The following is a 24,852-nucleotide window of genomic DNA, read 5'->3' on the forward strand; positions in this document are numbered from 1 at the left end:
AAATCCCAGGTCGATTAGCTCAGCTGGGAGAGCACCTCCCTTACAAGGAGGGGGTCACTGGTTCGAGCCCAGTATCGACCACCATTCTTTTCATAAAGAATTAAAACATTATGAAATCCCAGGTCGATTAGCTCAGCTGGGAGAGCACCTCCCTTACAAGGAGGGGGTCACTGGTTCGAGCCCAGTATCGACCACCATTCTTTTGTTTCACCCTCCCCTTTTGTACCTATTCAATCCATATAGATATAGCTTCATCACGATTTATCTAGATTTCAAGCACCATTTAATTTTGCGGATCTTTGCCACTCCAGACTGTCTCAACTATTCTTTTAGAATCACTTATAGCTGAGTAAATCTCATGGCAGATGTCAGTCAATCAGCTTCATTAGCAAGCATTACAGCCTACTTAAAGCTTACCTACCAGTATGATCAAGAGACTGCACTTGTCGAAGCAAAATCCGTAATGCAAAACTTGGTAAAAATGCGTCAAAAAGGTTTTATCACAGGTTGGTACTTTGATGAGCACGGCCAGCTTGAGTTACTTCCTAGTGATCACGTTATGCAGGTGATCAATCCTAATAAATAGAGTGAGTTAATAACTCAGGGATTATACCAATTAGTATAAAGGTTTGGTCGCTCAGCGAGAAATTAGCGGCACTGAGACAAGGCAACGAGTGAAGAACATAATTAAACTAAGTTCAAGCTCACTCTTGTTTATTAGGAGTCCAGCATCAAAGGCGTGGCGTTGCCAATCTAGTGCCCTTAAGCAATAATCAGTTCTCCGTACGCTTTTACCATTTAAGACTCTAGCGCTAATTGCCCTGATTGAGATTTAGAGTTCACCAGTTTCAACACCACTAATGCAAGGATCGTTAAGGCAATGACAGAGCCCAACACTACGCCTTGCCATCCCCATAAATTCCAGAATGGCAATAAGTAAGGCCCCCCCATTGCCGCCCCTAAGTAATAGCTACATAAATACAAAGCTGTCGCTTTTGCTCTATGTTCTTTTGCGCGGTAAGCAACCCAAGCATTGCAGCTACTATGGATAAGAAAAAAGCCAAATGCTGAAATTAAAAACCCCATAAAGATAGCGGTCAAATGATCGGCTAGCGTGAGTAACGTACCTGCAAGCAAAGCTAATACCGAATATATAAACACTCGCTTTACCCCCTGTTTTGCCACCCATTTAGCCGAACGATACGATGCGTAAGTACCACTTAGGTAACAAAGGAAAATCAGTGTCACTTCAAACCGCCCCAAATTAAACGGGCTGTCCATCAGATGTAGCTGAATATAACTAAACTGATTAACCATCACCATAAATGCAAGGCCGCCAACCAAGTACATAAGTCGTAATTTAGGGTCTGCGAGATGGTAACAAAAACCCTTAAAGTCTGATTTTTTAAGCGGCCACTTGCCAAGCTCTAATTCCGGCTTGAGAAAGTGACTCTTTGGCAACAAGTAACTCACGATCAACGTGCCAATCAATGAGACCCCAGTAAGCAATGCCATCGCTTGCTGCCAATCTAAATACTGCGCCATAGCACCACCAAGCAACCGCCCAGCAATCCCACCTACACTGTTGGCAGCAATATAAATCGCACCGGCCTTTAACAAGGCATTATTACCCAGTTCATCTTTAAAGTAAGCCATCGCCATAGCTGGTACAGAAGCAAGTAAAGCGCCCTGTAACATTCTCAACATAACAAGCTGGCTGAATTCCGTAATGAATAATGCGCAAAAATCCAAAATAACTAACAGGTATAAACTGACTAGGATAGGTTTTTTACGCCCGACACGATCAGAAAGCACTGCAAACAACAATAGTGAAAAGGCCATGGTAAAACTAGTCACTGATAACAGTAGCGTTGCATGACTTTTGGTAACCGAAAAAGCATCTGCGATCAGCGGCAACATACCTTGAACTAAATACAGATTGATAAAGATAACCATAGACGCAAAAGACAAACTCAATATCAAGCGGAGCTCATTGGTATCTTGCCCACAGACATTGCTAGTACTCATTGCACATAACTCAAAGTGTTTTAATACAGATAGCATATCAATCACCTAAACATAAGAATAACAACTAAAAAATGAAAAAGTTATTGTTTTTTGTTATGGCCAATTTACTGTAAGCTTTCAAAATAGATAAAACGATACGACAGGCTGTGGATTAAGACAAAATCTATGATGTGCCTTGCTAACCCTCCCCTGCGATACATTAAATTAAGAAGCAATCGACATGGATATACGACAATTAAAATATTTAGATGCTCTGATAACAGCAGGGAGTTTCACCAAAGCTGCCGGGCAGCTCAATATGGCACAACCAGCATTAAGTCAAAGCATAAAACGACTTGAGCAAGAGCTTGGTGTCATATTGGTGGATAGAGGTGCCAACAAAAGCAGTAAATCGCTTTCATTGACAGCAGAAGGCGAAGCACTGCACCAACACGCCAAACTCATTATAAAAAAAATGACCCAAGCAGAAGCGCACATTAAGTCGATGGCAAATTTGACCAAAGGAGAAGTCAGGGTCGCTGTGCCAGGAATGCTGGGTTCTTATTATTTGCCAAGACGATTAATGGCCTTTAGACATCAGCACCCACAGCTTAAATTATCTCTATTTGAAGGTGGTACCCGCGATACCCTCAGAATGCTCCACAATGAAGATGTCGATATTGCCATTATTACAGCCAATGATCTTACCGACGAATTTGATAGCCACCTTTTATTACAAGAGCAAATGGTGGTGGCAGTTGGCAAGGAGCATCCATTATCCCAAGTTGACGCCGTTTCATTAGAGGCATTCTTCCAGCATGAACTGGTATTTTTTAAACCTGGATATTTTCATCGAGATTGGATGCTTGAACAAGCAGAGAAGCTTGGACTAACGGCTAACATTGCATTTGAAACGAACCTAATCAATTTAATTAAACAGGTCGTAGCCCAAGAATACGGCATCACAAGTGTGTTAGAAATGGTGATAGAAAAACACGATAATATTTGTGCAAAACCTTTCGAACCACCCATTTTTTTAGATTTACACATCGCTTGGAAAAAGCAACGCCCCATCAGTCAAGCAGACAAAGCGTTTGTTGAATTTCTTATGCATAACCGCTAGCTAGAAAGCAAACATACAGCTTGAATGCTCTATATGTTAACTAAGCCTATGCTGTTTATTGCCTCTTTGATAAAAGGGAAAATAAACAGCTCAGCCTAAATCAAATCACCTTGCTGAGCGATTAAACTGCATCAGCTTGATTCTCAGGAACCGCATTGATAAATGCCGGTAAAGTTAAGCAATGAGCATTAACACGCTCTATATTCGGATATGGACTCATATCTAACTCAAATCGCTTAGCATTGTACACCTGGGGCACTAAACAGATATCAGCAAGGGTTGGGCTATCACCGAAGCAAAAAGTGCCACTATGTTGCTCTAGCTGCTTTTCTAGCGCACTAAACCCTTCATTTAACCAATGATGATACCAAGCTTGCTTATTATCATTATCTACGTTTAGTTCGCCAGTTAAATACTGCAGCACTTTTAAGTTATTTAGAGGGTGAACTTCACACGCTATCAGCATAGCCATCGCTCGAACAATTGATTTATCGAATAAGTCTGCTGGTAATAGCGCAACATCAGGGTATGCCTCATCAAGATATTCAATAATTGCGAGTGACTGCGTTAGTACTCTTTGTTTTCCAGCCTGGTTTATCACTAAGCTCGGCACTAACTCTTGTGCATTAAGGCTTACGTATGCATCGCTATGCTGCTCGCCACCGTCTTTAACTAAGTGCACTGAAACCTGCTCCGCGACTAGCGATTTTAAGTTCATTGCAATGCGTACCCGATAAGCAGCACTTGAACGCCAATAGCCAAAAAGCTGAGTGTTAGTCGTTGCCATTAAATATCTCCTTGTGCCCTTTCGTCATTCAGCCCTTTGCCATTGTCTAGCAAAGCAAAATGCTAACAAAAAAGCCGATCCCTTAAGATCGGCCTTATCACTAAACAATCATTAATTAGCCTTTATATTCGACAACTTGCTGATCGATTGAACCAAAAATACTGTTATTGTCATCATCAAGCATTTCAATACGCACACGGTCGCCAAAACGCATAAAGGATGTAGATGGCTTACCATCCGCAATTGTCTCAAGCATACGTGTTTCTGCAAGGCAACTTGAACCAGCGCTGCGATCATAGTTAGAAATTGTGCCTGAACCTATAATTGCGCCAGCACCCAATGGACGTGTTTTAGCCACATGAGATACCAACTGACTAAAATTGAATGTCATATCAACCCCAGCATTTGGACGGCCAAATAACTCACTATTAAGGTGAGTAATTAAAGGCAGGTGTACTTTGCTATCTTGCCACTTATCGTTTAACTCATCCGGTGTTACAGCCACAGGAGAAAAACTGCTTGATGGTTTGGCTTGGAAAAAACCAAAGCCTTTTGCCAACTCACCAGGAATAAGGTTACGTAACGATACATCGTTAACTAGCATCAATAACTTAATATGCTTTTCGGCATTATCAGCACTAACGCCCATTGGCACATCATCAGTAATCACCGCTATTTCAGATTCGAAATCAATGCCCCACTCTTCGCTTGCTAACGGAATATCGGCTTTAGGCGCTATAAAGCAATCTGAACCGCCTTGATATACCAGCGGGTCTGTCCAAAATGTTTCAGGCATCTCTGCGCCACGAGCCTTACGCACAAGCTCCACATGGTTAACATAGGCACTGCCATCAGCCCATTGATAAGCTCTAGGTAATGGCGATAGACATTTCGCTTCCTCAAAATCGACAGCGTTATCCATTAAGCCTTTATTTAGCGCATCATAAAGCTCTACTAATTGTGGATTAAGTAGATCCCATGCATCAATAAGTTGCTGCATAGTATGAGCAATCGCAGGAACAGCAACTGCTTTCGTTAAGTCTTTGCTTACCAACATTAATTGGCCGTCACGACGACCATTATCATAACTTGCTAACTTCATACTGACTCCTAAATCGATTATAACCTAGCTATCACTTTAATATTCATGTTGTTTTACTCTGACAGCACAGATATCTCACCCTAAATTTTCCATAGAATGACATCACTAGGTCAGATGTGAAATAGCGTGAGATAAATCACACTTACCCATAGCAACACGTAAACTGTAAAGATAAAATTACAGTCTGCTACTGCAGACTATTTAGTGCCGTTTAGCGTTTAAACTTGCCGAACTAAGCGGCAACTAACGGCAAGCTAGTTTTACACCTCTTTTTGTTTACTTATCTTGTATTCACGCAGTTTGTTGGCAATAGCGGTATGAGACACACCTAGCTTTTTAGCTAACTGTCTAGTACTCGGATAAGCTGGATAAAGACGACGTAGCAAACTCGACTCAAACTGTTTCATAGCTTGCTCAAGGCTGCCTTCAAACTGATGATCAAAATAACCAAAACCTTCGGCATATGAAGGCAGCTTTAATTGTTCAACCGTAAGTTCTGCACTGCCATCCCACATAGAAACAGCCCTAAAAATGGCATTCTTCAATTGACGAACGTTGCCCGGCCACGCGTAACCTAATAGATGTTCACGGCACTCACCTGAAATACGGCGAATAGGAATAGATAATTGCTGGCTATAATGCTCTAAAAACATTTCAGTTAGCGGGATAATGTCAACTTTGCGTTCACGTAAAGAAGGCACATGGAAGCTCAATACATGGATGCGGTAATAGAGATCTTCTCTAAACTCACCACTTTGACATAGTTCTGCGAGATTCTTTTGGGTTGAACAGATAATACGCACATCACTGCGGATCTCTTCATCACCGCCAACTCGCCTGAATGTTCCATCTTGCAAGAAACGTAATAACTTAACTTGGGCTGACTTTGACATTTCTGCAACTTCATCAAGAAAGATCGTGCCACCTTTAGCTTCTTCAATGAAACCGCGTTTGACTACATCGCCATTGTTCACATAGCCAAAAAGCTCTTCTTCTGCAGCACTATCAGGCATGGCTGCACAGTTAATGGCAATAAAGGGTTGCTCACGTCGCATACTTGCGTCATGGCATGCGCGAGACATCAATTCTTTTCCGGTTCCGGTTTCACCGGTGATTAACAATGGCGCATCGAGTTGCGCCATTCTGCGCGCTTGTGCCAAAACCTCTTTCATCTTGTCACTAGTTGCCAGTACATTTTCAAAACCGCTTGATTGGCTTTGCAATGCATTAAACTGTTTTCCTAAGCGTGCCGGTGACTTAAGTGACACAACTGCCCCAGTTAAGATAGGCGTGTCACTGCCACTATCTGGCAAGTATATAGGTAGCATTTCGGCCAAGTATTCGTTTTCGCCAATATTAACTCGTGTGGCTTGCGCCAACACTGTCGATTCACTTAGCCAGCGACTAAAGTTAAATCCTTGCACCCAATGATTTATGGATTCATCAATGATCTCATGCTCACTCATACCCACAGTATGCAATGCTGACTCATTGACGATCCGCACACGTCCTTTTACATCAATCGAAAATACTGAATCCGGCAACGTCTTTAACAGTGTCTTTAGAGCATAATGCTCTTGCTCTGAAGGCATAAATGACACAGTCCGTACATCATGTACACCTTCAACTTTACGAATAAGTGGTAGCAACTCACTCAAGGTGTCAAAGCTTACCTCGGCAAATTGTAAGTAGAGAAAGCCTTGATTACTGGCATCAATCGCAAACAAATTAATACCGTAGTCTTCCATAATCAATAAGATATCTTTAGCCAGACCTACACGGTCCAAACAGCTGACTTCCAAGCGCATACTATTGCAGTTCCCTTTTTTAGATACTCGTTATTGGGATAAAACAATCAACAGAAACGAGCTAGCTCATCAAATAATAAGTGAGCGTAAACCCAGGTTCTGTAATTTGCCTATACGTTAGAAGTTTATCTTGGTTGTGGCAAGGGTTGTTTACAGGGGATTTGTAACATAAAGAAAATAAAAGCGTGTTAGTCGCGCCAACACGCTTAAGCAAAGCAGTTTAATCCACTATTAACTCATAGAGAAAATCAGCAGCAATGCTGTTATTGATATCAGAAAAAGCATAAAACTAGTGACTAGTTGTAAAGCGTGTCAGTCTTAGCTGCCATAATAAAATCGTTTTTATGTAACCCTTTGATAGAATGAGACCACCAAGTTACCGTGACCTTTCCCCATTCCGTTAATATTCCTGGGTGGTGAAAGTCCGCTTCAGCAAGTTCAGCCAATTTATTGGTGAACTCCATCGCTAACTTAAAGTTCTTAAACTTGTAAACCCGCTCTAATTGCATAATGCCATCACGCACTTCAACGCCCCAATCAGGGAGCATCTTAATCAGCTGTGCTAGCTCTGCATCACTGACTTTTGGTGCATCGGCTTGGCAAGCTTCGCAGGTCATTTGCGCTAACTCTGTCATGTCTAATTCCTTAACTTAACGTTTCTACTCATTATTAAGTCGGTAAGCGTTAAATTGCTACCGACCTTTATCATTACTCATTAACCCGCTTTTGCGGGAAATGCAGCTTCAAATAAACCTAGTTGCTGTGCTTTGTGCACAGATCCCATAATGTCCATTTCAGCAATCTCATCCAATTGACCAATATTTTCAATGGCATAATAGATAGGTTGCATAATATCAATACGGTATGGCGTTCTCAGTACATCAACCAAATCAAATGGTCTAATTTCTGGTTCATCGCCCATTACATATAAAGTTTCACCAGGAGAACTTAAAATACCGCCGCCATAAATGCTGAGTTCATTCTGCTTAGTTCGCAATACACCAAACTCCACCGTAAACCAATAAAGCCTTGCCAAAAACACCCGTTGTTCTTTGGTCGCTGCTAAGCCTAATTGCCCATACAAGTGGGAGAAATGTGCAAAAGAAGGATTGGTCAACAAAGGGCAATGACCAAATACTTCATGAAATATATCTGGCTCTTGTAAATAGTCGAACTCTTCACGACTGCGAATAAAAGTCGCCACCGGGAATGACTTGTTTGCTAATAACTCAAAGAATTTACCAAAAGATATCAATGCTGGAACAGCAGCGGTTTTCCAACCCGTTGCTTGCAATAATACATTATCGATTTCAGGTAATTGTGGAATTCTATCTGTAGGCAAAGCCAGTTTATCTAGACCTTGTAAGTATTCAGGGCAAGCACGCCCCGGCAAGTTAACTAGCTGTCTAGCATATAATTCAGACCAAACATCATTTTCAGTCTTAGGGTAATTAATAGCCCCATTAGCATCAGGTATGTGAGCTACGTAATTTTGTGGTGTATTCATAATTGCTAACTATCATCCTAAATATGGGAATTAACTTCTGTTTCCATAGTTAACCACGACATAAAAAATGTTAAGTAGATCACGTTTTATTATTCATCAGCTAGACCAGTAAAATCGTAACGTATTGCTTACACAAGATAACCCAAATAAACCTAAAGGCATAAAAAAATTAATAAAAATATGTATCACCACATTTACATCAAACTGATGTTATAAATTCACTCCAATTGAACAAGTTAAGTATTTTTAGCAGAAATTAGTTCCAAGTTTTCTTAACCAACATCGAGTCAAACAAGCTTCTTTCAAGGTCAGCACAATTCAACCTAAGCCTTTAAACGCACGAATTATCATCAAAGTGGATTAAAAAAGACGATTAACACCGCCTATGATAGAAATCTTCACCAACCTAGCCTTATTTCGGTATAGAATATAACTATAAGCGTCAACCTCTCGATTAGAACCAATAGGACCAGAATGAAACAACATAAAATTCGCAAAGCTGTCATCCCAGTGGCCGGCCTAGGAACGCGTATGCTTCCTGCTACAAAAGCGATTCCTAAAGAAATGTTGCCAGTGATGGACAAACCGCTTATTCAATATGTTGTGAAAGAAGCGATTGCAGCTGGGATAAAAGAGATTGTATTAGTTACTCACGCGAGTAAAAACTCAGTAGAAAACCATTTCGATACCAGCTTTGAATTAGAGACTCAACTTGAACGTCGAGTAAAACGTCAATTGCTCGCTGAAGTTCAAGCTATCTGCCCAGAGGATGTCACCATTATCAGTGTGCGCCAATCACAAGCAAAAGGTTTAGGCCACGCAATTTTATGTGCAAAAAGCATTATTGGTGATGCGCCATTTGCCGTTTTGCTTCCAGATGTACTTATTGATGATGCGAGCAGCGATCTAACCAAAGAAAACCTTGCCGAAATGGTCAAACTGTATGATGAAACTGAAGTAGGTCAGATTATGGTTGAAGGTGTACCACATGAAATGGTTAACCAATACGGTATAGCTGATATCAATGGTGAAGCATTGCAACCAGGCGGCTCTCTTCCTTTAACTCAGCTCGTAGAAAAACCAAAAATTGAAGATGCACCGTCTAATTTAGCCGTTGTTGGTCGCTATGTGCTGCCTGCGGATATTTGGGGCTACTTAGCAAAAACTCCTGCTGGTGCCGGTGATGAAATACAACTGACAGATGCAATTGCCATGCTAATGGAAAACCAAACGGTTAATGCCTATTACATGCAAGGTAAAAGCCATGATTGCGGTAATAAATTAGGCTATATGCAAGCTAACGTAGAGCATGCACTTCGCCATAAGGAAATTGGCGATGAGTTCGCAGAATATTTAAAAGCGATTGTTAAAACACTTAACTAGCCCTTTTAAATTCGAGCAAATTATAGGACATAGACATGACTATCTTAGTGACCGGCGGTGCAGGCTATATTGGCACCCATACAGTGGTAGAGCTACTAAACAACGGCAACGAGGTTATTATTTTAGATAACCTCAGTAACTCTTGCGTTGCAGCCCTTGAGCGAGTAGAGAAGATTACAGGCAAAAGCGTTACCTTTTATCAAGGGGATATTCTTAATCGCGCATTCTTGCAAAAGTTATTTAGTGATCACGATATTCAATCCGTGATTCACTTTGCAGGTTTAAAAGCTGTTGGTGAATCTGTTGAGCAACCACTGCGTTACTATGAGAACAATGTCACAGGTACGATTGTGCTATGTGAAGTCATGGCAGAATTTAATGTTAAAAACCTAGTATTTAGCTCATCAGCAACAGTATATGGCGATCCAGCTAGTCTGCCTATTACAGAAGACTTCCCAACAGGTGCCACGAATCCTTACGGCCAATCTAAATTAATGGTTGAGCATATTCTTAGCGATCTTTATCACTCGGATAACAGCTGGAATATTGCTCGGCTACGCTATTTTAATCCTGTTGGAGCCCACCAAAGTGGTTTAATCGGTGAAGATCCCAATGATATCCCAAATAATCTAATGCCCTTTATTACTCAAGTGGCCGTAGGTAAGCGCGAGCAATTAAGCGTATTTGGTGGTGATTACAATACGATTGATGGTACAGGGGTTAGAGACTATATTCATGTGGTTGATCTTGCTATTGGCCATTTAAGAGCACTAGATAAGCTTCAAACTCAATGTGGCTTAGTCACGTATAATTTGGGAACAGGCCAAGGTTATAGTGTGTTAGAAATGGTTGCTGCATTTGAAAAAGCCAGTGGTACGCAAATAAAATACCAGTTAGTGGATAGAAGACCTGGAGATATTGCCGCTTGTTATGCAAACCCAAATAAAGCGCAACAGGAATTAGGCTGGCAAGCGAACCATACTATCGATGATATGGCTCAAAGTAGCTGGCAGTGGCAGTCTAAAAACCCTAACGGTTATAAAGCATAGAGCCTATTCCAGCTAGCTATTAGACTCTAAGGCGCTAATATCTGTTAATTAGCCCTTAGAGTACTAATTTAAAAGGATCCATTAGATGAGTAGTATCAATCAGAGTAGAAGACGTCTTTTTAGGCGTAATAAACGCCAAGCCGTGCGCCTTCCATGGGCTGACCCTGATATTGAATTTACTGACCTTTGTACTCGCTGTGACAAATGTATACAGGCATGCGAAACACAAATTCTAATTAAAGGCGACGGCGGGTTTCCAGAAGTCGACTTTTCCATTGATGAATGTACCTTCTGTCATCGATGCGTTGATGCCTGTGAAGAACCTCTTTTTACTCCACTCAGCAGCCAAGCTTGGCAAATAAAAGCTCATATCCTAGAAAGCTGCATGGCATACCAAGGTATTTGGTGCCAAAGCTGTAAAGACGCTTGTGATAGCCGAGCAATTAACTTTACCTTAGCGATAGGTAAGGCTCCTCTTCCCGACATTAATATAGATGCTTGTACAGGATGTGGCGCCTGTGTTGCCCCTTGCCCAAGTAATGCAATTGTGATTAAAGAAACCAACTAACCACTTTAATTGTCATCAAACCATATCAAAATTCATCTAGCATACATCTAACCTTTAATAAGCTTATCTAAATTATTCTGAATAACGATAATAGCGAAAAATATATAATTTATTAATTGTTTAGCAAATCACAAGTTACCACTAAATACTGAAAATGTACTAGCTTCCCCCACCTTTAACAGTGCCAAAATTATGGCATATACCCGCCAATTTAAAGTGGTTTTGTTCTTTAAAAAATCAAGGTAACATCAACGCAACTTGATCCAATGAGAATAACAGCATAATGTTTGGAAATAAAAGAAATGGCGGGCTTACCTTTATTGCACAAAGCTCGAAATTTACCGGCGATACCGAGTTTACCGCTGAAGCGCTTATTGCAGGTAAACTAATTGGAAACGTCCATTCAAGCCATAATATTTCGATTGAACAAGATGGATTAATTGATGGCAAACTCCATTGCAGTGAATTACGAGTTTCAGGCACATTTAAAGGTAAGCTCACTTGCGAAAAACTCAATATTACCAGTACAGGTTTAGTTGATGGCGAGGTTAACTGTCAATCAATGGAGATCTTTGAAGGCGGCCAATTCATAGGCATGCGAGTAAGAGATGATATTGCTTTTTTACCTTCCCAAAATGATAACAAAAAGCCAATTCATAAACCGATTGACGCTAGTGATATTGAAGAAGCAGAGCTAACTGCAAACTAATACCAATCAGTATAAACATTTAGTCACTCAGCGAGAGTTTAGCGGTTTTGAGGCAAGGCAACGAGTAAAGAGCATAGTTGTTCTACGTTCGAGCTCGTTAACACTGCATCAGAATCGCTAAAACTCGCCATTCTGGAGCGTTTTTGGCTGCCTACTTCTGCGTTGATTAGCTTTATAAGGGAACAACCATTCTTGCAGCTATTCGCCTTGAATTAGTTTGCCAAAAATCGCTCTGAGTAGATCAAATTCTTATACTGATTGGTATAACTGCACAAGTCTGTGCTAAAGGCTCAATAAGTTAGTTTTGAGCCTTTCTAAATGCATTTAATAGGCTAATAAACTCATCACCTGAACGATCTAAAGCATCTGTTGAAATGTAAATATGATAGCCTAAATGGCTGCCTAATAATCGAGTGCGGTGACCAAACATAGCTAATACCCCCTTATACCTGTCTCCTTCTTCAATAAAAGGCGTAAACTCTGCACTCATCTGATTTTCTAATGTCGATAAGTCCTCATCTTGGGTTGAAGCCGTCATCAGCAATGGTCGCTGCTCTGTGAGTAAACCTGCTGCTAATCGTAAAGATATTGAGTCTAAAATAGGAGCAATAAGCTTAAGCTTAATACCAATATAAGGTAAAGAAATCATATCCAGACCATTGACAACCCTAGGCTGATCAAAGCGTTGAATATTATTCCATGATACAAAAAGTTGACCTCGTCGATGAAAATATGTAAGCCCTTCAGCGGTTAGCTTAATGGTGACTTCTGGCTCAATTAGTTTTGATATACCTAGCACTGTAGAAATAGCGCCAAGCGCAAAAAAAACAATGCCAACGGCAAACAAGTGGCTACCATTCAAGAAGAAAGCAATCCCAATAATGAGCGCAATAAAGCCTAATAATGTTAATGTGATTCCATTTCGTTTAATAACAGGCTTAACCAATACAGTTTTATCATTCAACGGGATATTCTCTTTATTTAATCACTAAATTTAAACCATTTTTAAAGCAAAAAAATGACATTTTCTGACGAAGCAATCTTATATTTTTTTAATTTTTTTTGCACCAGCGCCCTATACACTCATCAACCTTTGCATTTTAGTATCTCAGTTTAAACCACAACATTCCCAAATACTCATGAATTGCCCGTTGAGAATTAAGTAAATTTTTCGTCTCAATTTGCCACCAATGGCCTTTGCCTTGCGCAAAATCAGTAGGAGCTGCTGACGCATTCAGCCCAGCATGATTAAATATAGTCATTGCTCTTGGCATATGGCTTGCTGAAGTCACAAGCCTAAAGCGGGCACTTTCAACTTCCCAAAACATAAACTGTGCTTCTTCGATAGTATCTTTTGCTAAAGGGAATTTTATAATGTTATTCGAATCGACTCCAAGCTCTACCGCCGCATCAAACATGACATCAGCATGAGAGCGTGTGGATACACCACCAGCCCAGCCACTAACAATCAGCTTACAGTTTTTTCCAAGTGACATCTGCCTAACACCTTCCATTAACCGTGCTAAAGCAGGACTAGATAGCTGCTGAACAGCAGTTAAATTAGGGTTTTCGTCGTGGCTATTTCCAAGCACAAGTACCAAACAGCTCTCAGTAATAGCCATATTATTCACAGGATATTGATTTTCTAAATGCATGATTAATGTATTGCTACCCCAACTGCTTCCTAACACAATTAATAGGGTTACAGCCAAGAAAAGTAACTTTCTTGTACGCTGATAATTTCGGGCAAAAAATATCGCAGCAAATAGAAGAATTAACACGAGTGGAACTGGCATGAAAAACTGAGAAATAACTTTTTTTAACCAAAACATACTGTTTGAACCTAGCAAAGAAAGCGTAAACAGAGTGTAGTATGTCTTATTAAAAATGAACGAGTAAGCAATACTTGTTATTAGTTACTTAGAAGAGTCCAATATACCTAAATTAACTCCACAGCCAAGCAGCCCCGCGCACCCCTGAAGAAGCGCCATACATATTTTGCACCACGGGAGTCCGGCATTCTCCTCCTAACACATACCTAGGTAATACTCGCGGAAGTTGCGTATAAATATCACCTATGCTTGAAATGCCACCGCCAAGCACAATCATATCAGGATCGAGTGTATTGATAACATGCGCAAGAGAACGGGCTAGCCTGTCGATATAGCGATCAAAGGTTTGTCCTGCTAGCACTTCACCTTCAGCCACCTTTATTGCAAACTCTTCACCGGTAGTCGCTTTACCACCAACAAGTTTATAATCTCGGATCAAACCCGTACCTGAAATAAAGGTTTCAATACAATCTTTATTACCACAAAAACACTCAGTCGAATGTGTTTCCTCTTTGCTCATCCATGGAAGAGGGTTATGTCCCCATTCGCCTGCTATCCGATTTTTGCCACTGTGAATTTGGCCATTAATAGCAATACCTGCACCGCAACCAGTTCCAAGGATGATACCAAAAACAATCATTTCACCTGCAGCAGCACCATCAATGGCTTCTGAAATAGCAAAACAATTGGCATCATTGGCAACCCTAACTTCTCGCTTTAAACGTTTGCCGAGGTCAATATCTAAAGGGTAACCGTTAATCCAAGTAGAATTAGCGTTTTTAACCAAACCAGAATAAGGCGAAACAACGCCTGGGATCCCAACGCCTACAGTTGCTTTTTGTGCTAGCTTATCTTCCGCCTCACACACTAATGCTTCAATTGCGTCCAAGGTCTGTTCATATTGCTTTGGAGTCGGGACACGTTTACGAAAAAGCTCATCTCCTTGCTGATTGAGTGCAACAATTTCAATTTTTGTTCCACCAAGATCAATACCAATCCGTAACATGTTCACTCTCCCTATTGAACTATCCCTATTGAACTATCCCAACTTCAAAATATGACTTTAACCAAAACTAGATTTTAAAATGGCATTTATTTAAGCCAGTTTACCTTCTTCCCAGTTAGGCGCATAGGCAATAAAGTACGGATTTAAATAATCTTCTTTCTGATTATAACTAAGAGGGCCACGCGAATCATAATTGAGCACTCGTCCACCAGCACTTTCTAAAACGGCTTGTGCAGCAGCCGTATCCCATTCACATGTTGGGCCTAAACGAGGGTAAATATCAGCTTGTCCTTCGGCCAATAAACAAAACTTAAGTGAGCTACCTACACTCTTCATTTCATGTTCGCCAAATCGCTGTAAATATGCTTCAAGCTCTGGGGTAACATGCGAGCGACTCCCGACAATTCTGGGCACTTCGGTAACGCTATCAACTTGAGGTAAAGCAATCTCAGAATCCGCACACTGAAGCCAAGCCCCTGAATTTAATGACCCGTAAAAACATTTATCAAGTACAGGCGCATAAACAACTCCCGCTACCGCTCTCCCCTCATACACAAAAGCAATATTTACGGTAAATTCACCATTTCGCTTGATAAATTCTTTGGTGCCATCAAGAGGGTCAATTAGCCAGTATGCTTGCCACTCTTGCCTTTCTTGCCAAGAAATATCAGCTGACTCTTCAGAGATAATCGGGACATCGGGTGTTAGCGCCATAAGCTGTTGCACAATGACCTTATGGCTAGCAAGATCCGCGGCAGTGACAGGGCTGTCATCTGATTTAGTCACCACACCAAAATCATCTTTGGCGTAAATAGCCATAATGGCTTCACCCGCTTCTTTTGCTATGCCCACAAGCGGAGCTAGCCAGCCATGCTGAAATAAAGTACTCAAAATTAAAATCTCTATAATTAACTGATCGCTATCTCTTTATTATGCCAGCGTAGCGGCAATTAAATTAATAACCAATTGTTAGCTTTTTGCATAAAACAAACTAAGACTGACTGCTATTTTTATATACTCGCACGTAATCAATCAGAAAAACTTGCGGGAACACAGAGTAATCAATGTCTTGATTATTTGCATTTTCTACCCATGTCCCCCCAACAGCCAAATTTAATAAAAGATGAAACCTTTGATCAAAAGGTGCACTACCTTTAGCTAAACGCAATTCATCATCCGAAGAATACAGGCTGTACCAATTATCAGATGTTTGTGTAGCGTAATGGATGCCATCAACATACCAACGGATCTCGTTTGGTTCCCATTCAATTGCATAACGGTAAAAATCATCGGCAGGACTCAGCTCTGAGGGTAAACGATAAGAACGGCCGCTATAAACATTATCAGGCCAAGATTGACCATAATGTAACGTCCCGTGGATCCGCGTTTCTAATTCCCCCTCCACAGCCCCTTGCCTATCAGATCGCGCGCCTAAGTTTATAGCCTCCACAATATCAATTTCGCCTGAGCTAGACCAATCCCCATAAACCCAGTCCGATGGTAACATCCATACAGCCCCCCACGTACCTTGTCCCTTAGGGAATTTAGCGCGAACCTCAAAACGACCATAAAGCCAGTCACCTTTAAAGACGCTTCTTAATCTAGCGGATGTAAAAGGCTTAACGGTAGAAGTATCTGCACGGCTATAATCTGCATGGTCATCTTTGAGTGCCGGTCCAGCATAGTCCTCCAGCCTCGCAACAATGTGTAATAGTCCCTGTTGAACAAAGGCATTTTCATTCCTGTCGGTATAACATTGCTGCTCACTATTGCCACCACCATAACAATTATATTCGAAGCTCCACTTGCTCTTATCTATTTCAATACCGTTGAATTCATCTTGCCAAACTAACTCCCATGATGTTGCTATGGTCGAAGCTTGATGAGCCTCAGGCGCAATGGGTAATCCATTTTCGCAGGCTGCAGTGAATACAATACACAGCCAATAACAGCCGAGTTTCGCGTATTGCATTAGTGGCACGTTATTGTCGCGGCATCACTTGGAGCAAATGTCATTTCAGCAATGCCCAAGTCCATAGCCCCTTCAGTTAAAATTGAAAAAGGCGAGATAAGCTCTGACAGCTCAATTCCTTGCTTAGTAAAACTAAGATAGCTCTACGTTAAGTATCTGCCATCCCTGCCCATACATTTGTTTAAGTTGCTTGCTTATATCGAGATGCTTCTTCCCCGCTTTATTACTTTTCATAGTCAATTGGACCTGCCGATTAGGTGGCGTAACAATATTGACTAGCATAGACAGCATGGATGCTTGCTCAGCAAAATCGGTTAAATCTCTTGGAAATGCACTGTTTAGACTGACCTCACCTTTGGTTTTATCCTTAAAACTCAATTGAAGTGTTTCGCTACGTACAAGATTTGCTTCAAATCTGTCTAACTGTAAATTGCTAACCAGCGCCGCTTTACCACTGGTGCTTATTTTCCATGTTTTTTGTACACCGGAATCGTAAATAGCTAAAATGTGCGCTTCGCTAGGCATTTTTGCAGCCACTTCACCTAACTGGGGAAGATTCACCATATCGGCGTAGCTAAGCCCGAATCCATACGGAAAAAGTGGTTGATAATTAGCGTCTTGATAATTTAAGTTGACTTGCTCAGGACCGCTTGGCCAAGAAAACGACAGTTTCCCAGAAAAGTCATACTGTAATTGATTGTTGCTATCACGAAATAACACTTCAGCAATACCGGCACCTTCACTACCAGGCAGCCAGCTAGCCACAAACGCATCAGATGCATTCAGCTCAGCATTAACCCATAACGGACGCCCGCTAATAAAAACGGATACAGCCGGGATCCCTGCCGCTTTTAAACGCTTAAGTAAACTAAGATCCCGTTTATTTCCTCTTTGATACTCAAGGTTATCAAGATCGCCATATCCCTCTGCATAAGGCTCTTCACCAAACACAACTACAGCAACATCGGGTTTTATCGCATAACGACCATTTTCGCTGAAAAACGCCTTACCACCAGCTTGATTCACTTGCGTTTTGATACCTGAAAATATCGAGGTCGCACCAGGAAAATCACTATTTTGATTACCAGTCCCCTGCCAACTTAACGTCCAGCCCCCTGTCTGCTTCGAAATATTATTCGCGCCATCTCCAGCCACCATCACAATTTGATTTGCTGATAAAGGCAGTAAGTTATTATTATTTTTAAGCAAGACTAAAGATTCTCTCACTGCCTGCTTAGCCAGTTCTCTATGGCTCGCAGACCCAATAACATCACTTTTTCCTGCATTCGTTCTCATCGCAGGGCTTGGCTTAGTAAATAGTCCGGCACGTAGCTTAACCCTTAAAATTCGGCTTACCGCATCATTGATTCTTGCGATAGGGATATCACCATTTTCAACTTGTTCTATTAAGTTGTTAAAAAGGGGCTTCCACGCCGCTGTCGGCACCATATAAACATCCAACCCCGCATTTACTGCCTCAGGACAACTTTCAATCGAACAACCTGGAATTTGACCGTGACCATTCCAATCGCCAACGACAAAGCCATCAAAGCCAAGACGTTGCTTTAAAACTTGGGTGAGTAAATAGTAGCTGCCATGAACCTTTTTCCCCTGCCAACTATTGAACGACGCCATAACCGTCTGCGCGCCCGCCGATAAGCCAGCAACATAGCCTTGCCCATGAATATCAAATAACAGCTGTTCCGCCACATCGGTATCACCTTGATCGATCCCCATAGTCGTTCCACCATCACCAATAAAATGCTTGGTGGTGGCAATAACATGATCTTCGGTTAGAAAGTGGCTCCCGACCTGACCTTGGAGCCCGCTCACGATTGACGCTGCATACGACTTTACAACGTCAGGGTTTTCAGAGTAACTCTCATAAGTACGCCCCCACCTATCATCCCGAGCAACTGCAACAGTAGGAGCAAACACCCAATCGATACCAGTAGCACTCACCTCCTTTGCGGTTACTTGTGCAATTTGTTCTATCAGAGAAGGGTTATGGGCAGCTCCAAGGCCGATATTATGAGGAAATAGCGTCGCACCTATAACGTTATTATGGCCATGTACGGCATCAGTCCCCCACATGGTCGGGATAATTGCGCCATCTAACGAATCATCTATCGAGGCTTGATACATCGCATCAGCGAAAGAAACCCAATCACTAACGGCCGCGTACTTATCTTTATTAGGAAATGAACCGCCACCATTAAGGTATGAGCCAAAGCCATACTCACGCATATCATCAAGGGTAAAAGAACCAATCTCCGGCTGGATCATCTGCGCAACCTTCTGAGCTAACGTCATCTCAGCAATAAGTTCAGCAACTTGTTGCTCAATATCATCACTAGGCTTCATATCCATAGATAACTGAGGCCAAACGGCATTAATCTCCTCAGAACTATCAGCAGGTTTTGAGGTTGTTGAGCAACCAAAGATAACCATTAAAGAGATGAGCAATAAACGTTTGGCAGTATATGAGCTGATACTTAGCTTAGATAAAAAGGCGGTTAACATACCAACACTCCCTGTAGATAGTTAATAAAACAAATTTAGTATAAATACCCCCAAAATGGCTAACACTTCCTATATAAGCTACGGAAATACTGAGAAATATTTATCAATATTGTGCATTCAAAAAGACACTTAAATAAAAAGTAGAACAAACTAGACTAATTCGCATAAAAATACTGAATTTTCATCCACTTTTTAATTACCTATTGTAGATTTAATTGCTTTAACATCATCACTTAGATATGTCACATTTTGTGCAAAATACCTATATAGCTTGGTTTGATGCTATCCGCCTGCAGTGAAATCCTCTAAAATGCGCGCAACGACAAAAGGGATCATAATGAAACTCAAATTTTTATCTGGTGTACTACTGTTTGTTTGTACACAGACGCAAGCAGCATGGTGGGTTGAGCCTACAGATTTGCCACTGAGAGCTGATATTCAACTTTTATCTGATACAGGTGTCATTGTTCAGCCAATCACTACATACCCTTTAATGTGGGACGGCCTAAAGCAAGATATGGACAAGGCTGATCAAACTCAATTATCAAGCACACAACGCGATGCATTCGATAGAGTTAACCGAGCTTACGAGCAAGATCATCGCGGTATGAGTGCTAAAATAAAACTTGCTGGCGGATCCGATACCACTCGCTTTATTGGCTTTGGTCAAGATTACCGAGATAAAGCCGAAGCAGAAGCCTCAGTTGAAGTCACCAAAGATTGGTTTAGCGGACGTTTATCAACGAGCTATCACTATGATCCAATTGATGGCAATAGTACTCGCTTAGATAATAGCTTTGCCGCAGTCATGCTAGGCAACTGGGTGGTCAGCGCTGGTGCGCAGCAGAAATACTGGGGACCTGGCTGGGATAGTGGCCTCATTCAAACCACGAATGCTAGGCCTATGCCAGGCATTACTTTTTCGCGCAATAATAGCCAAGCATTTGAAAGTAAGTGGCTAAACTGGATTGGCCCATGGACCTTTACTACGGCATTTAGCCAAATGGAAAGCGACCGTTATGTACCAGAAACCAAGCATTGGGGCGCTCGCGGAACGTTAAGGCCTATCTCTAAGCTGGAGGTCGGCTTCTCATGGACCATGCAATGGGGTGGTGAAGGCTATGGCAATAGTTTAGGCGACTGGTGGGATGGCTTGTTTAACGGCGGCATGACCGAAGGAGATATTAAGAATGGCCAAGAAAATATGCTGGCCGGATACGATTTCCGTTGGTCAGATACAGCATTTGGGATCCCTTATGGTATTTACTATGAGCGCATTCATGAAGACTACCATAATGGCAAAAACAAACTGATCAACTCAGCCAATATGGGTGGTATTGATTTTGTTTTAGCAGACATAAATACTCGAGTATTTGTTGAGTACTCAGATACTCAAGTAGCCTGTGGCATAGATTCTAATGCCTATAACTGTCTCTATGAGCATGGCTTCTACCAAAGCGGTTACCGTTATTACGGAAAAAGTTTAGGTAGTACCTATGACAATGACGCAACCACGTTCGTCGTTGGCGGTATAACCCAATTAGGTGGAGGCCAAAATATCACCAACAAGTTCCGTTGGTTAAGGCTCAACACCGATGGTACCGATACAGGACGCCCAGAGGGGGGCAACCCAGTATCACCAGGCGAATATGAACGTGTTTATCAATTTGACACTAGCTATCATAGACCATTCTACCAAGGCACATTAAAGGTAGGCGGCACACTCGGTTACAGTCAATATATGACTTCTGGTGGTAATGACTGGGATAGTACGATTTATGCAGGCTGGGAACGTCGCTTTTAAGCCTGTACCCTTGTAGATAAGCATTAAGTTAGCCAAACTTTATCTCTATGGCTAACTAAGCCCTTAAAGGCAAAAGCACATAATGCTTTTGCCTTTTTTATTTAGCGTCTAATGATTAAAATTGCAGCATTGCCGCGAGTTGCTGTTGCCACGAAGCAACGAGTAAACTCGATTGATTAAGCTTAAGTTCTGCATATATTTTATCGCAGCATAACTCACTTCTTGGCGGTCGCTTCGCCAACTGGTTAACATGCAATGCTTGCCAGTTAGCACTCGAAATAGGCGCTATTGTGCATTGTTCTACTTGGCTGTTACCAATATCGGGTTGCAGTTCAGATTGAATCTCACAGGCAAACTCAAACCAAGAGCAGCAACCTGCCGCAGCATAGTGGTACAGAGATGTCTTAGCACTCGTATCAGGCTTACGACAAAGCAGAAAAAGTACCACCGCCAATGCTTCTCCCCAAGTAGGCGATCCATGTTGATCCGCAACAACCGATAAATTCTGTTTTACGCTAAAGAATCGCTGCATCGTTTTAACAAAATTATTCCCCCAACAGCTATATAGCCAAGCAGTACGCACTATGGTGACATCTTTACCTAAAATATCACTCACCCATTGCTCGCCCGACAATTTACTCAAACCATATTGAGACAACGGCTTAGGCTGACAAGCTTCCTTATAAGCCGTACTCGCCAGACCATCAAATACAAAATCAGTTGAAATGTGGAGCATTTTTATGCCTTGGGTACGGCACGCATTAGCAATTAACTTGGGACCTGTCACATTCAGCTCAAATGCCAACAGCCTATCAACTTCTGCAGCATCAACCGCGGTGAAGGCAGCGCAATTGATGACAATATCAGGTGAAAAAACATTAAAAGCGCGCTCAACTTCGCTGTTATCGCAAATATTAAGCTCTTGCCTAGAAAGCAAAATCACCTCATCATCATGACTTAAACAAACGATGAGTTCCGGTAATAACTCGATTAAAGCATCTTGAGCCATTGGGTTTGCAAACGCTGCGCTAAAATCCTCGCTATATCCACTTGGTTTCGTCCAGTCTTTTGCAAAATCCGTCGATCGAACGTCATTTTTTAGCTTGTCGAGATCCTTTGGAAAATACACGTTCGCATGAGCGCTAACTGCAACCAAAGCCAATGACTGCGCAAGTTGACCTTTAGCGCCAGTTATCAATATGCGCACGATAAGTCACCCTCAATAACCGCCGAATATTCATCCATCGCGCCATGACCTCTAGATGATAAAAAGGCAAGCAAGGCTTCAGGGGAACGATTTAGCAAACGTTCAATTGGAAAGTTAGCTTGTGCAATAATTTTCTCTGCCTCAGTAAAATCACCTAGGCTATATGCGATATGTGAATCAGAGCCCATGACTAATAAGCCACCCGCTTCTTTCACCGCTAGCGCGATAGCCAAGCAATTATGCTCACTGCCTTTTCTAGAAGCTAAGAATGATGAATTATTGATTTCAAGCGCAACATTATGCTCCGCAGCGGCAGCCGCCACCGCCTTGATATCGATAGGGTAAGCTGGATTGCCAGGATGCGTAATAATGTCGACCTTACCACTCTTAATACTGTTCACCATTGCAAGCGTGTGGCTTGCCATATCCGATGGAGCTAAAACAGGTTGATGAAAACCGGCGAGTACGATATCCAACTGAGCAAGATAATCCCCAAAAAAGTCAATTTCTCCGGTCTCATTTTTTATATTAGCTTCAATTCCTCTTAGTATGCCGACTCCATCAACAATCCGAGGGACAACTCTAAGGTTAACGAAATGCCAAAAGTGCGGCGCATCAGCCATATCTGGACCATGATCGGTTGTGGCAAACAGCTTCAACCCTTTTTGTTTTGCCATCACAATATATTCTTGCAGTGTACTGTAAGCGTGAGTTGAAGCTACGGTATGAGTATGGGTATCAACAAGGTATTTCATAGTTATCTCATTGCTCAAAACAAAAAAGAGTAGACAATAAGTCTACTCTTTTCGCTTAGATAGCTCTATCTCTAAAAACAATGCCAATAACTTAGCAGCCTTATCATGAGTGGCTTAAACTGCTCTGCAACTCTTCCCAGGTTTGGCGCTTACGGTAAATGGTGGATGCACTAATATCGAGTAATGCTGCGGCCTTGGGAACGTTGCCATCGCATAATGCTATCGCTTTTTCGATGGTCCGTTTTTCCGAAAGCCATAAAGGTTCAATCGAATCATCGTCCACTTTAACAGCATGCTGAGGAGCTACATCTTCTGTATCTGCTAAGGCAGCGACCTGACCTATTTCTCCTATAAATGCCTTGGTGTCTATAGCTTGTGCACTCACATCTTCAGCTCGTTGATAATGTTTTGGCTTATTGCTGACTGGCGACTGTGAATTCAATTGAATCGGTAGCATATCAAGCTCTACCGTATCACTATCATTAAGAACGACTATTTGACGAACGACATTCTGCAACTGACGTACATTTCCCGGCCATGAGTATGATTTAAGGCATTGCTTTGCCTCCGGGCTAAAGCATTTAAATTTCTTACCTTCTTCCTTGTTATATTCTTTAAGTAAAGTAGAAGCTAACAATAAAATGTCTTTATCCCGAGTCCTCAAAGGAGGCAGCTCAATCGGAATAACATGCAAACGATAAAACAGATCTTCTCTAAAACGCCCGGCTTTAACTTCATCCCAAGGGATCCGGTTAGTCGCACTCACAAAACGTACATCAACCTTTTCCTCTTTGGTCCCGCCAACTCGCTGAAACACACCCGTTTGAATAAAGCGCAATAACTTGCTTTGCAACTCAAGGTCCATTTCACATATTTCATCAAGGAATAAAGTGCCATTGTGGGCACGAGTCGCAGCCCCATCTCTGTTAGCTATCGCGCCAGTAAATGCCCCTTTGGTATGACCGAATATTTCACTTTCAATCAAATCTTTAGGAATAGAAGCACAATTAAGTGCCACAAAAGGTCCATCACAACGGCTCCCCGCATGGTGAATCGCATTGGCGCAAACTTCTTTACCTGTGCCGCTCTCACCAATAATAAACGCTGACGCTTTGCTATTCGCCACACAATCTATCGTTTTATAAACAGTCTGCATGGCTAATGATTCACCAATAAATCCCATAAAATTAGGCTTTGGCAGACTGCTTTCATACTTGGCGACAAGGCTTACTAGCTGACGTTGTTTTAATGCATTGCGAACGGTAATAGAAAGACGTTTAGCGTAAAACGGTTTAACTAAAAAATCAAAAGCGCCAGAGCGCATAGCGTCGACAGCGATATCAATCGTGCCATGAGCAGTGATCATGATGACTGTAATATCGGGGTAGCTTTGTTGTACGGTTTCTAAAATATCCATACCGGACATATCAGGAAGTTGGATATCAAGCACCAGCAAGTCGGGTTGCCACTGCTTAAGTTCATTTAACGCATCCTCGCCGTGGTTAACATGAGTCACTCGAGCACCATCGGCACGTAAATATTCAGTATATAAGGCCCCAAGAGACATACTGTCTTCTACAAGTAATGTAGTAAAGGTGCTTGCTATATCCATATAAACCAGCCTATATATAAAATAAATCGTTAAAATACAACAAACTAAACATTTACTCGCCGTTATATCCTAGTAAGAAATGCTTTGTTAACATCCAA

Annotated in this window: 21 protein-coding genes, 2 tRNA genes and 1 pseudogene; 9 read left to right on the forward strand and 15 right to left on the reverse strand. The window is 41.7% G+C overall.

The window, feature by feature from the left end; translation table 11 throughout:
• Nucleotides 1-8: 8 nt before the first annotated feature.
• From L2748_RS16865 to L2748_RS16875, 3 genes are all read left to right on the forward strand, one after another.
• Nucleotides 9-84: transfer RNA gene (locus tag L2748_RS16865), tRNA-Val, on the forward strand.
• Between the two features lie 37 nt (nucleotides 85-121).
• A tRNA-Val gene (locus L2748_RS16870) sits at nucleotides 122-197 on the forward strand.
• Nucleotides 198-358: 161 nt separating this feature from the next.
• Entirely contained in the window at nucleotides 359-586 is a 228-nt protein-coding gene (locus L2748_RS16875; RefSeq protein WP_220782890.1) for a hypothetical protein, read from the forward strand.
• A 212-nt stretch (nucleotides 587-798) separates the two neighbouring features.
• On the opposite strand, the gene L2748_RS16880 is transcribed toward L2748_RS16875, so the two are convergent.
• Nucleotides 799-2,028, reverse strand: coding sequence for an MFS transporter (locus L2748_RS16880; protein ID WP_220782893.1), 1,230 nt, complete (start codon nucleotides 2,026-2,028; stop codon nucleotides 799-801).
• Nucleotides 2,029-2,248: 220 nt separating this feature from the next.
• On the opposite strand from L2748_RS16880, the gene L2748_RS16885 reads away from it, so the two are divergent.
• A complete protein-coding gene (locus L2748_RS16885) occupies nucleotides 2,249-3,130 on the forward strand; it encodes a LysR family transcriptional regulator (protein WP_220782889.1) in 882 nt (293 codons plus the stop codon).
• Nucleotides 3,131-3,251: 121 nt separating this feature from the next.
• Here L2748_RS16885 and maiA read toward each other — a convergent pair whose 3' ends face one another.
• The 5 genes from maiA to phhA form a co-directional block, all read right to left on the reverse strand.
• The gene (maiA, locus tag L2748_RS16890; RefSeq protein ID WP_220782888.1) at nucleotides 3,252-3,917 is read right to left on the reverse strand and encodes a maleylacetoacetate isomerase; all 666 of its coding nucleotides are present in this window, start codon (nucleotides 3,915-3,917) and stop codon (nucleotides 3,252-3,254) included.
• 115 nt (nucleotides 3,918-4,032) lie between these two features.
• Entirely contained in the window at nucleotides 4,033-5,019 is a 987-nt protein-coding gene (locus tag L2748_RS16895) for a fumarylacetoacetate hydrolase family protein (protein ID WP_220782887.1), read from the reverse strand.
• Between the two features lie 260 nt (nucleotides 5,020-5,279).
• Entirely contained in the window at nucleotides 5,280-6,827 is a 1,548-nt protein-coding gene (gene tyrR, locus L2748_RS16900; RefSeq protein ID WP_220782886.1) for a transcriptional regulator TyrR, read from the reverse strand.
• A gap of 296 nt (nucleotides 6,828-7,123) precedes the next feature.
• Nucleotides 7,124-7,462 (reverse strand): 4a-hydroxytetrahydrobiopterin dehydratase, encoded by a 339-nt coding sequence (locus L2748_RS16905; RefSeq protein ID WP_220782885.1) that lies wholly within the window; start codon nucleotides 7,460-7,462, stop codon nucleotides 7,124-7,126.
• Nucleotides 7,463-7,542: 80 nt separating this feature from the next.
• Nucleotides 7,543-8,334 (reverse strand): phenylalanine 4-monooxygenase, encoded by a 792-nt coding sequence (gene phhA / locus L2748_RS16910; RefSeq protein ID WP_220782884.1) that lies wholly within the window; start codon nucleotides 8,332-8,334, stop codon nucleotides 7,543-7,545.
• A 474-nt stretch (nucleotides 8,335-8,808) separates the two neighbouring features.
• Here phhA and galU point away from each other — a divergent pair, with 474 nt between their 5' ends.
• The 4 genes from galU (at nucleotide 8,809) to L2748_RS16930 (ending at nucleotide 12,043) form a co-directional block, all read left to right on the forward strand.
• Entirely contained in the window at nucleotides 8,809-9,717 is a 909-nt protein-coding gene (gene galU, locus L2748_RS16915; RefSeq protein ID WP_220782883.1) for a UTP--glucose-1-phosphate uridylyltransferase GalU, read from the forward strand.
• Between the two features lie 35 nt (nucleotides 9,718-9,752).
• Nucleotides 9,753-10,766 (forward strand): UDP-glucose 4-epimerase GalE, encoded by a 1,014-nt coding sequence (gene galE / locus L2748_RS16920; protein ID WP_220782882.1) that lies wholly within the window; start codon nucleotides 9,753-9,755, stop codon nucleotides 10,764-10,766.
• Nucleotides 10,767-10,851: 85 nt separating this feature from the next.
• Nucleotides 10,852-11,334, forward strand: coding sequence for a ferredoxin-type protein NapF (gene napF, locus L2748_RS16925; protein ID WP_220782881.1), 483 nt, complete (start codon nucleotides 10,852-10,854; stop codon nucleotides 11,332-11,334).
• A 283-nt stretch (nucleotides 11,335-11,617) separates the two neighbouring features.
• Entirely contained in the window at nucleotides 11,618-12,043 is a 426-nt protein-coding gene (locus L2748_RS16930; protein WP_220782880.1) for a bactofilin family protein, read from the forward strand.
• A gap of 298 nt (nucleotides 12,044-12,341) precedes the next feature.
• Here the strand turns inward: L2748_RS16930 and L2748_RS16935 are convergent, their stop codons facing one another.
• The 6 genes and pseudogenes from L2748_RS16935 to L2748_RS16960 all read right to left on the reverse strand — a co-directional run bounded on the left by L2748_RS16935 (nucleotide 12,342) and on the right by L2748_RS16960 (nucleotide 19,304).
• Nucleotides 12,342-13,013: a DUF2982 domain-containing protein gene (locus tag L2748_RS16935; protein ID WP_220782892.1), complete on the reverse strand. Its 672-nt coding sequence runs from the start codon at nucleotides 13,011-13,013 to the stop codon at nucleotides 12,342-12,344.
• A gap of 130 nt (nucleotides 13,014-13,143) precedes the next feature.
• The gene (locus L2748_RS16940; RefSeq protein ID WP_220782879.1) at nucleotides 13,144-13,875 is read right to left on the reverse strand and encodes a YdcF family protein; all 732 of its coding nucleotides are present in this window, start codon (nucleotides 13,873-13,875) and stop codon (nucleotides 13,144-13,146) included.
• 112 nt (nucleotides 13,876-13,987) lie between these two features.
• Nucleotides 13,988-14,881: a fructokinase gene (mak, locus tag L2748_RS16945; RefSeq protein ID WP_220782878.1), complete on the reverse strand. Its 894-nt coding sequence runs from the start codon at nucleotides 14,879-14,881 to the stop codon at nucleotides 13,988-13,990.
• 90 nt (nucleotides 14,882-14,971) lie between these two features.
• Nucleotides 14,972-15,772, reverse strand: coding sequence for a 3'(2'),5'-bisphosphate nucleotidase CysQ (gene cysQ / locus L2748_RS16950; protein ID WP_220782891.1), 801 nt, complete (start codon nucleotides 15,770-15,772; stop codon nucleotides 14,972-14,974).
• 100 nt (nucleotides 15,773-15,872) lie between these two features.
• Nucleotides 15,873-16,853 (reverse strand): glycoside hydrolase family 16 protein, encoded by a 981-nt coding sequence (locus tag L2748_RS16955; protein WP_220783085.1) that lies wholly within the window; start codon nucleotides 16,851-16,853, stop codon nucleotides 15,873-15,875.
• Nucleotides 16,853-19,304, reverse strand: a pseudogene (locus L2748_RS16960) (glycoside hydrolase family 3 protein). The gene L2748_RS16955 and the pseudogene L2748_RS16960 overlap by 1 nt, the downstream one beginning before the upstream one ends.
• 409 nt (nucleotides 19,305-19,713) lie before the next feature.
• Here L2748_RS16960 and L2748_RS16965 point away from each other — a divergent pair.
• Complete coding sequence (locus L2748_RS16965; protein ID WP_220783084.1) at nucleotides 19,714-21,180, forward strand: capsule assembly Wzi family protein; 1,467 nt, start codon at nucleotides 19,714-19,716, stop codon at nucleotides 21,178-21,180.
• Nucleotides 21,181-21,295: 115 nt separating this feature from the next.
• Here L2748_RS16965 and rfbD read toward each other — a convergent pair whose 3' ends face one another.
• From rfbD to L2748_RS16980, 3 genes are all read right to left on the reverse strand, one after another.
• Entirely contained in the window at nucleotides 21,296-22,387 is a 1,092-nt protein-coding gene (gene rfbD / locus L2748_RS16970; RefSeq protein WP_220783083.1) for a dTDP-4-dehydrorhamnose reductase, read from the reverse strand.
• Complete coding sequence (locus tag L2748_RS16975) at nucleotides 22,375-23,142, reverse strand: phosphatase (protein ID WP_220783082.1); 768 nt, start codon at nucleotides 23,140-23,142, stop codon at nucleotides 22,375-22,377. The genes rfbD and L2748_RS16975 overlap by 13 nt, the downstream gene beginning before the upstream one ends.
• 103 nt (nucleotides 23,143-23,245) lie before the next feature.
• Nucleotides 23,246-24,754, reverse strand: a complete 1,509-nt coding sequence (locus L2748_RS16980; RefSeq protein ID WP_220783081.1) for a sigma-54-dependent transcriptional regulator — start codon at nucleotides 24,752-24,754, stop codon at nucleotides 23,246-23,248.
• Nucleotides 24,755-24,852: the final 98 nt, after the last annotated feature.

The sequence above is a fragment of the Shewanella sairae genome, assembly GCF_023283535.1.
In the GTDB taxonomy this organism is placed as follows: Bacteria; Pseudomonadota; Gammaproteobacteria; order Enterobacterales; family Shewanellaceae; genus Shewanella; species Shewanella sairae.

What these genes read in the sequence shown, in the direction of transcription:
- L2748_RS16875 (WP_220782890.1), top strand. Translation starts at nt 359, where the DNA reads ATGGCAGATGTCAGTCAATCAGCTTCATTAGCAAGCATTACAGCCTAC.
- L2748_RS16880 (WP_220782893.1), bottom strand. Translation starts at nt 2,028, where the DNA reads ATGAGTACTAGCAATGTCTGTGGGCAAGATACCAATGAGCTCCGCTTG.
- L2748_RS16885 (WP_220782889.1), top strand. Translation starts at nt 2,249, where the DNA reads ATGGATATACGACAATTAAAATATTTAGATGCTCTGATAACAGCAGGG.
- maiA (WP_220782888.1), bottom strand. Translation starts at nt 3,917, where the DNA reads ATGGCAACGACTAACACTCAGCTTTTTGGCTATTGGCGTTCAAGTGCT.
- L2748_RS16895 (WP_220782887.1), bottom strand. Translation starts at nt 5,019, where the DNA reads ATGAAGTTAGCAAGTTATGATAATGGTCGTCGTGACGGCCAATTAATG.
- tyrR (WP_220782886.1), bottom strand. Translation starts at nt 6,827, where the DNA reads ATGCGCTTGGAAGTCAGCTGTTTGGACCGTGTAGGTCTGGCTAAAGAT.
- L2748_RS16905 (WP_220782885.1), bottom strand. Translation starts at nt 7,462, where the DNA reads ATGACAGAGTTAGCGCAAATGACCTGCGAAGCTTGCCAAGCCGATGCA.
- phhA (WP_220782884.1), bottom strand. Translation starts at nt 8,334, where the DNA reads ATGAATACACCACAAAATTACGTAGCTCACATACCTGATGCTAATGGG.
- galU (WP_220782883.1), top strand. Translation starts at nt 8,809, where the DNA reads ATGAAACAACATAAAATTCGCAAAGCTGTCATCCCAGTGGCCGGCCTA.
- galE (WP_220782882.1), top strand. Translation starts at nt 9,753, where the DNA reads ATGACTATCTTAGTGACCGGCGGTGCAGGCTATATTGGCACCCATACA.
- napF (WP_220782881.1), top strand. Translation starts at nt 10,852, where the DNA reads ATGAGTAGTATCAATCAGAGTAGAAGACGTCTTTTTAGGCGTAATAAA.
- L2748_RS16930 (WP_220782880.1), top strand. Translation starts at nt 11,618, where the DNA reads ATGTTTGGAAATAAAAGAAATGGCGGGCTTACCTTTATTGCACAAAGC.
- L2748_RS16940 (WP_220782879.1), bottom strand. Translation starts at nt 13,875, where the DNA reads ATGTTTTGGTTAAAAAAAGTTATTTCTCAGTTTTTCATGCCAGTTCCA.
- mak (WP_220782878.1), bottom strand. Translation starts at nt 14,881, where the DNA reads ATGTTACGGATTGGTATTGATCTTGGTGGAACAAAAATTGAAATTGTT.
- L2748_RS16955 (WP_220783085.1), bottom strand. Translation starts at nt 16,853, where the DNA reads ATGCAATACGCGAAACTCGGCTGTTATTGGCTGTGTATTGTATTCACT.
- L2748_RS16965 (WP_220783084.1), top strand. Translation starts at nt 19,714, where the DNA reads ATGAAACTCAAATTTTTATCTGGTGTACTACTGTTTGTTTGTACACAG.
- L2748_RS16975 (WP_220783082.1), bottom strand. Translation starts at nt 23,142, where the DNA reads ATGAAATACCTTGTTGATACCCATACTCATACCGTAGCTTCAACTCAC.
- L2748_RS16980 (WP_220783081.1), bottom strand. Translation starts at nt 24,754, where the DNA reads ATGGATATAGCAAGCACCTTTACTACATTACTTGTAGAAGACAGTATG.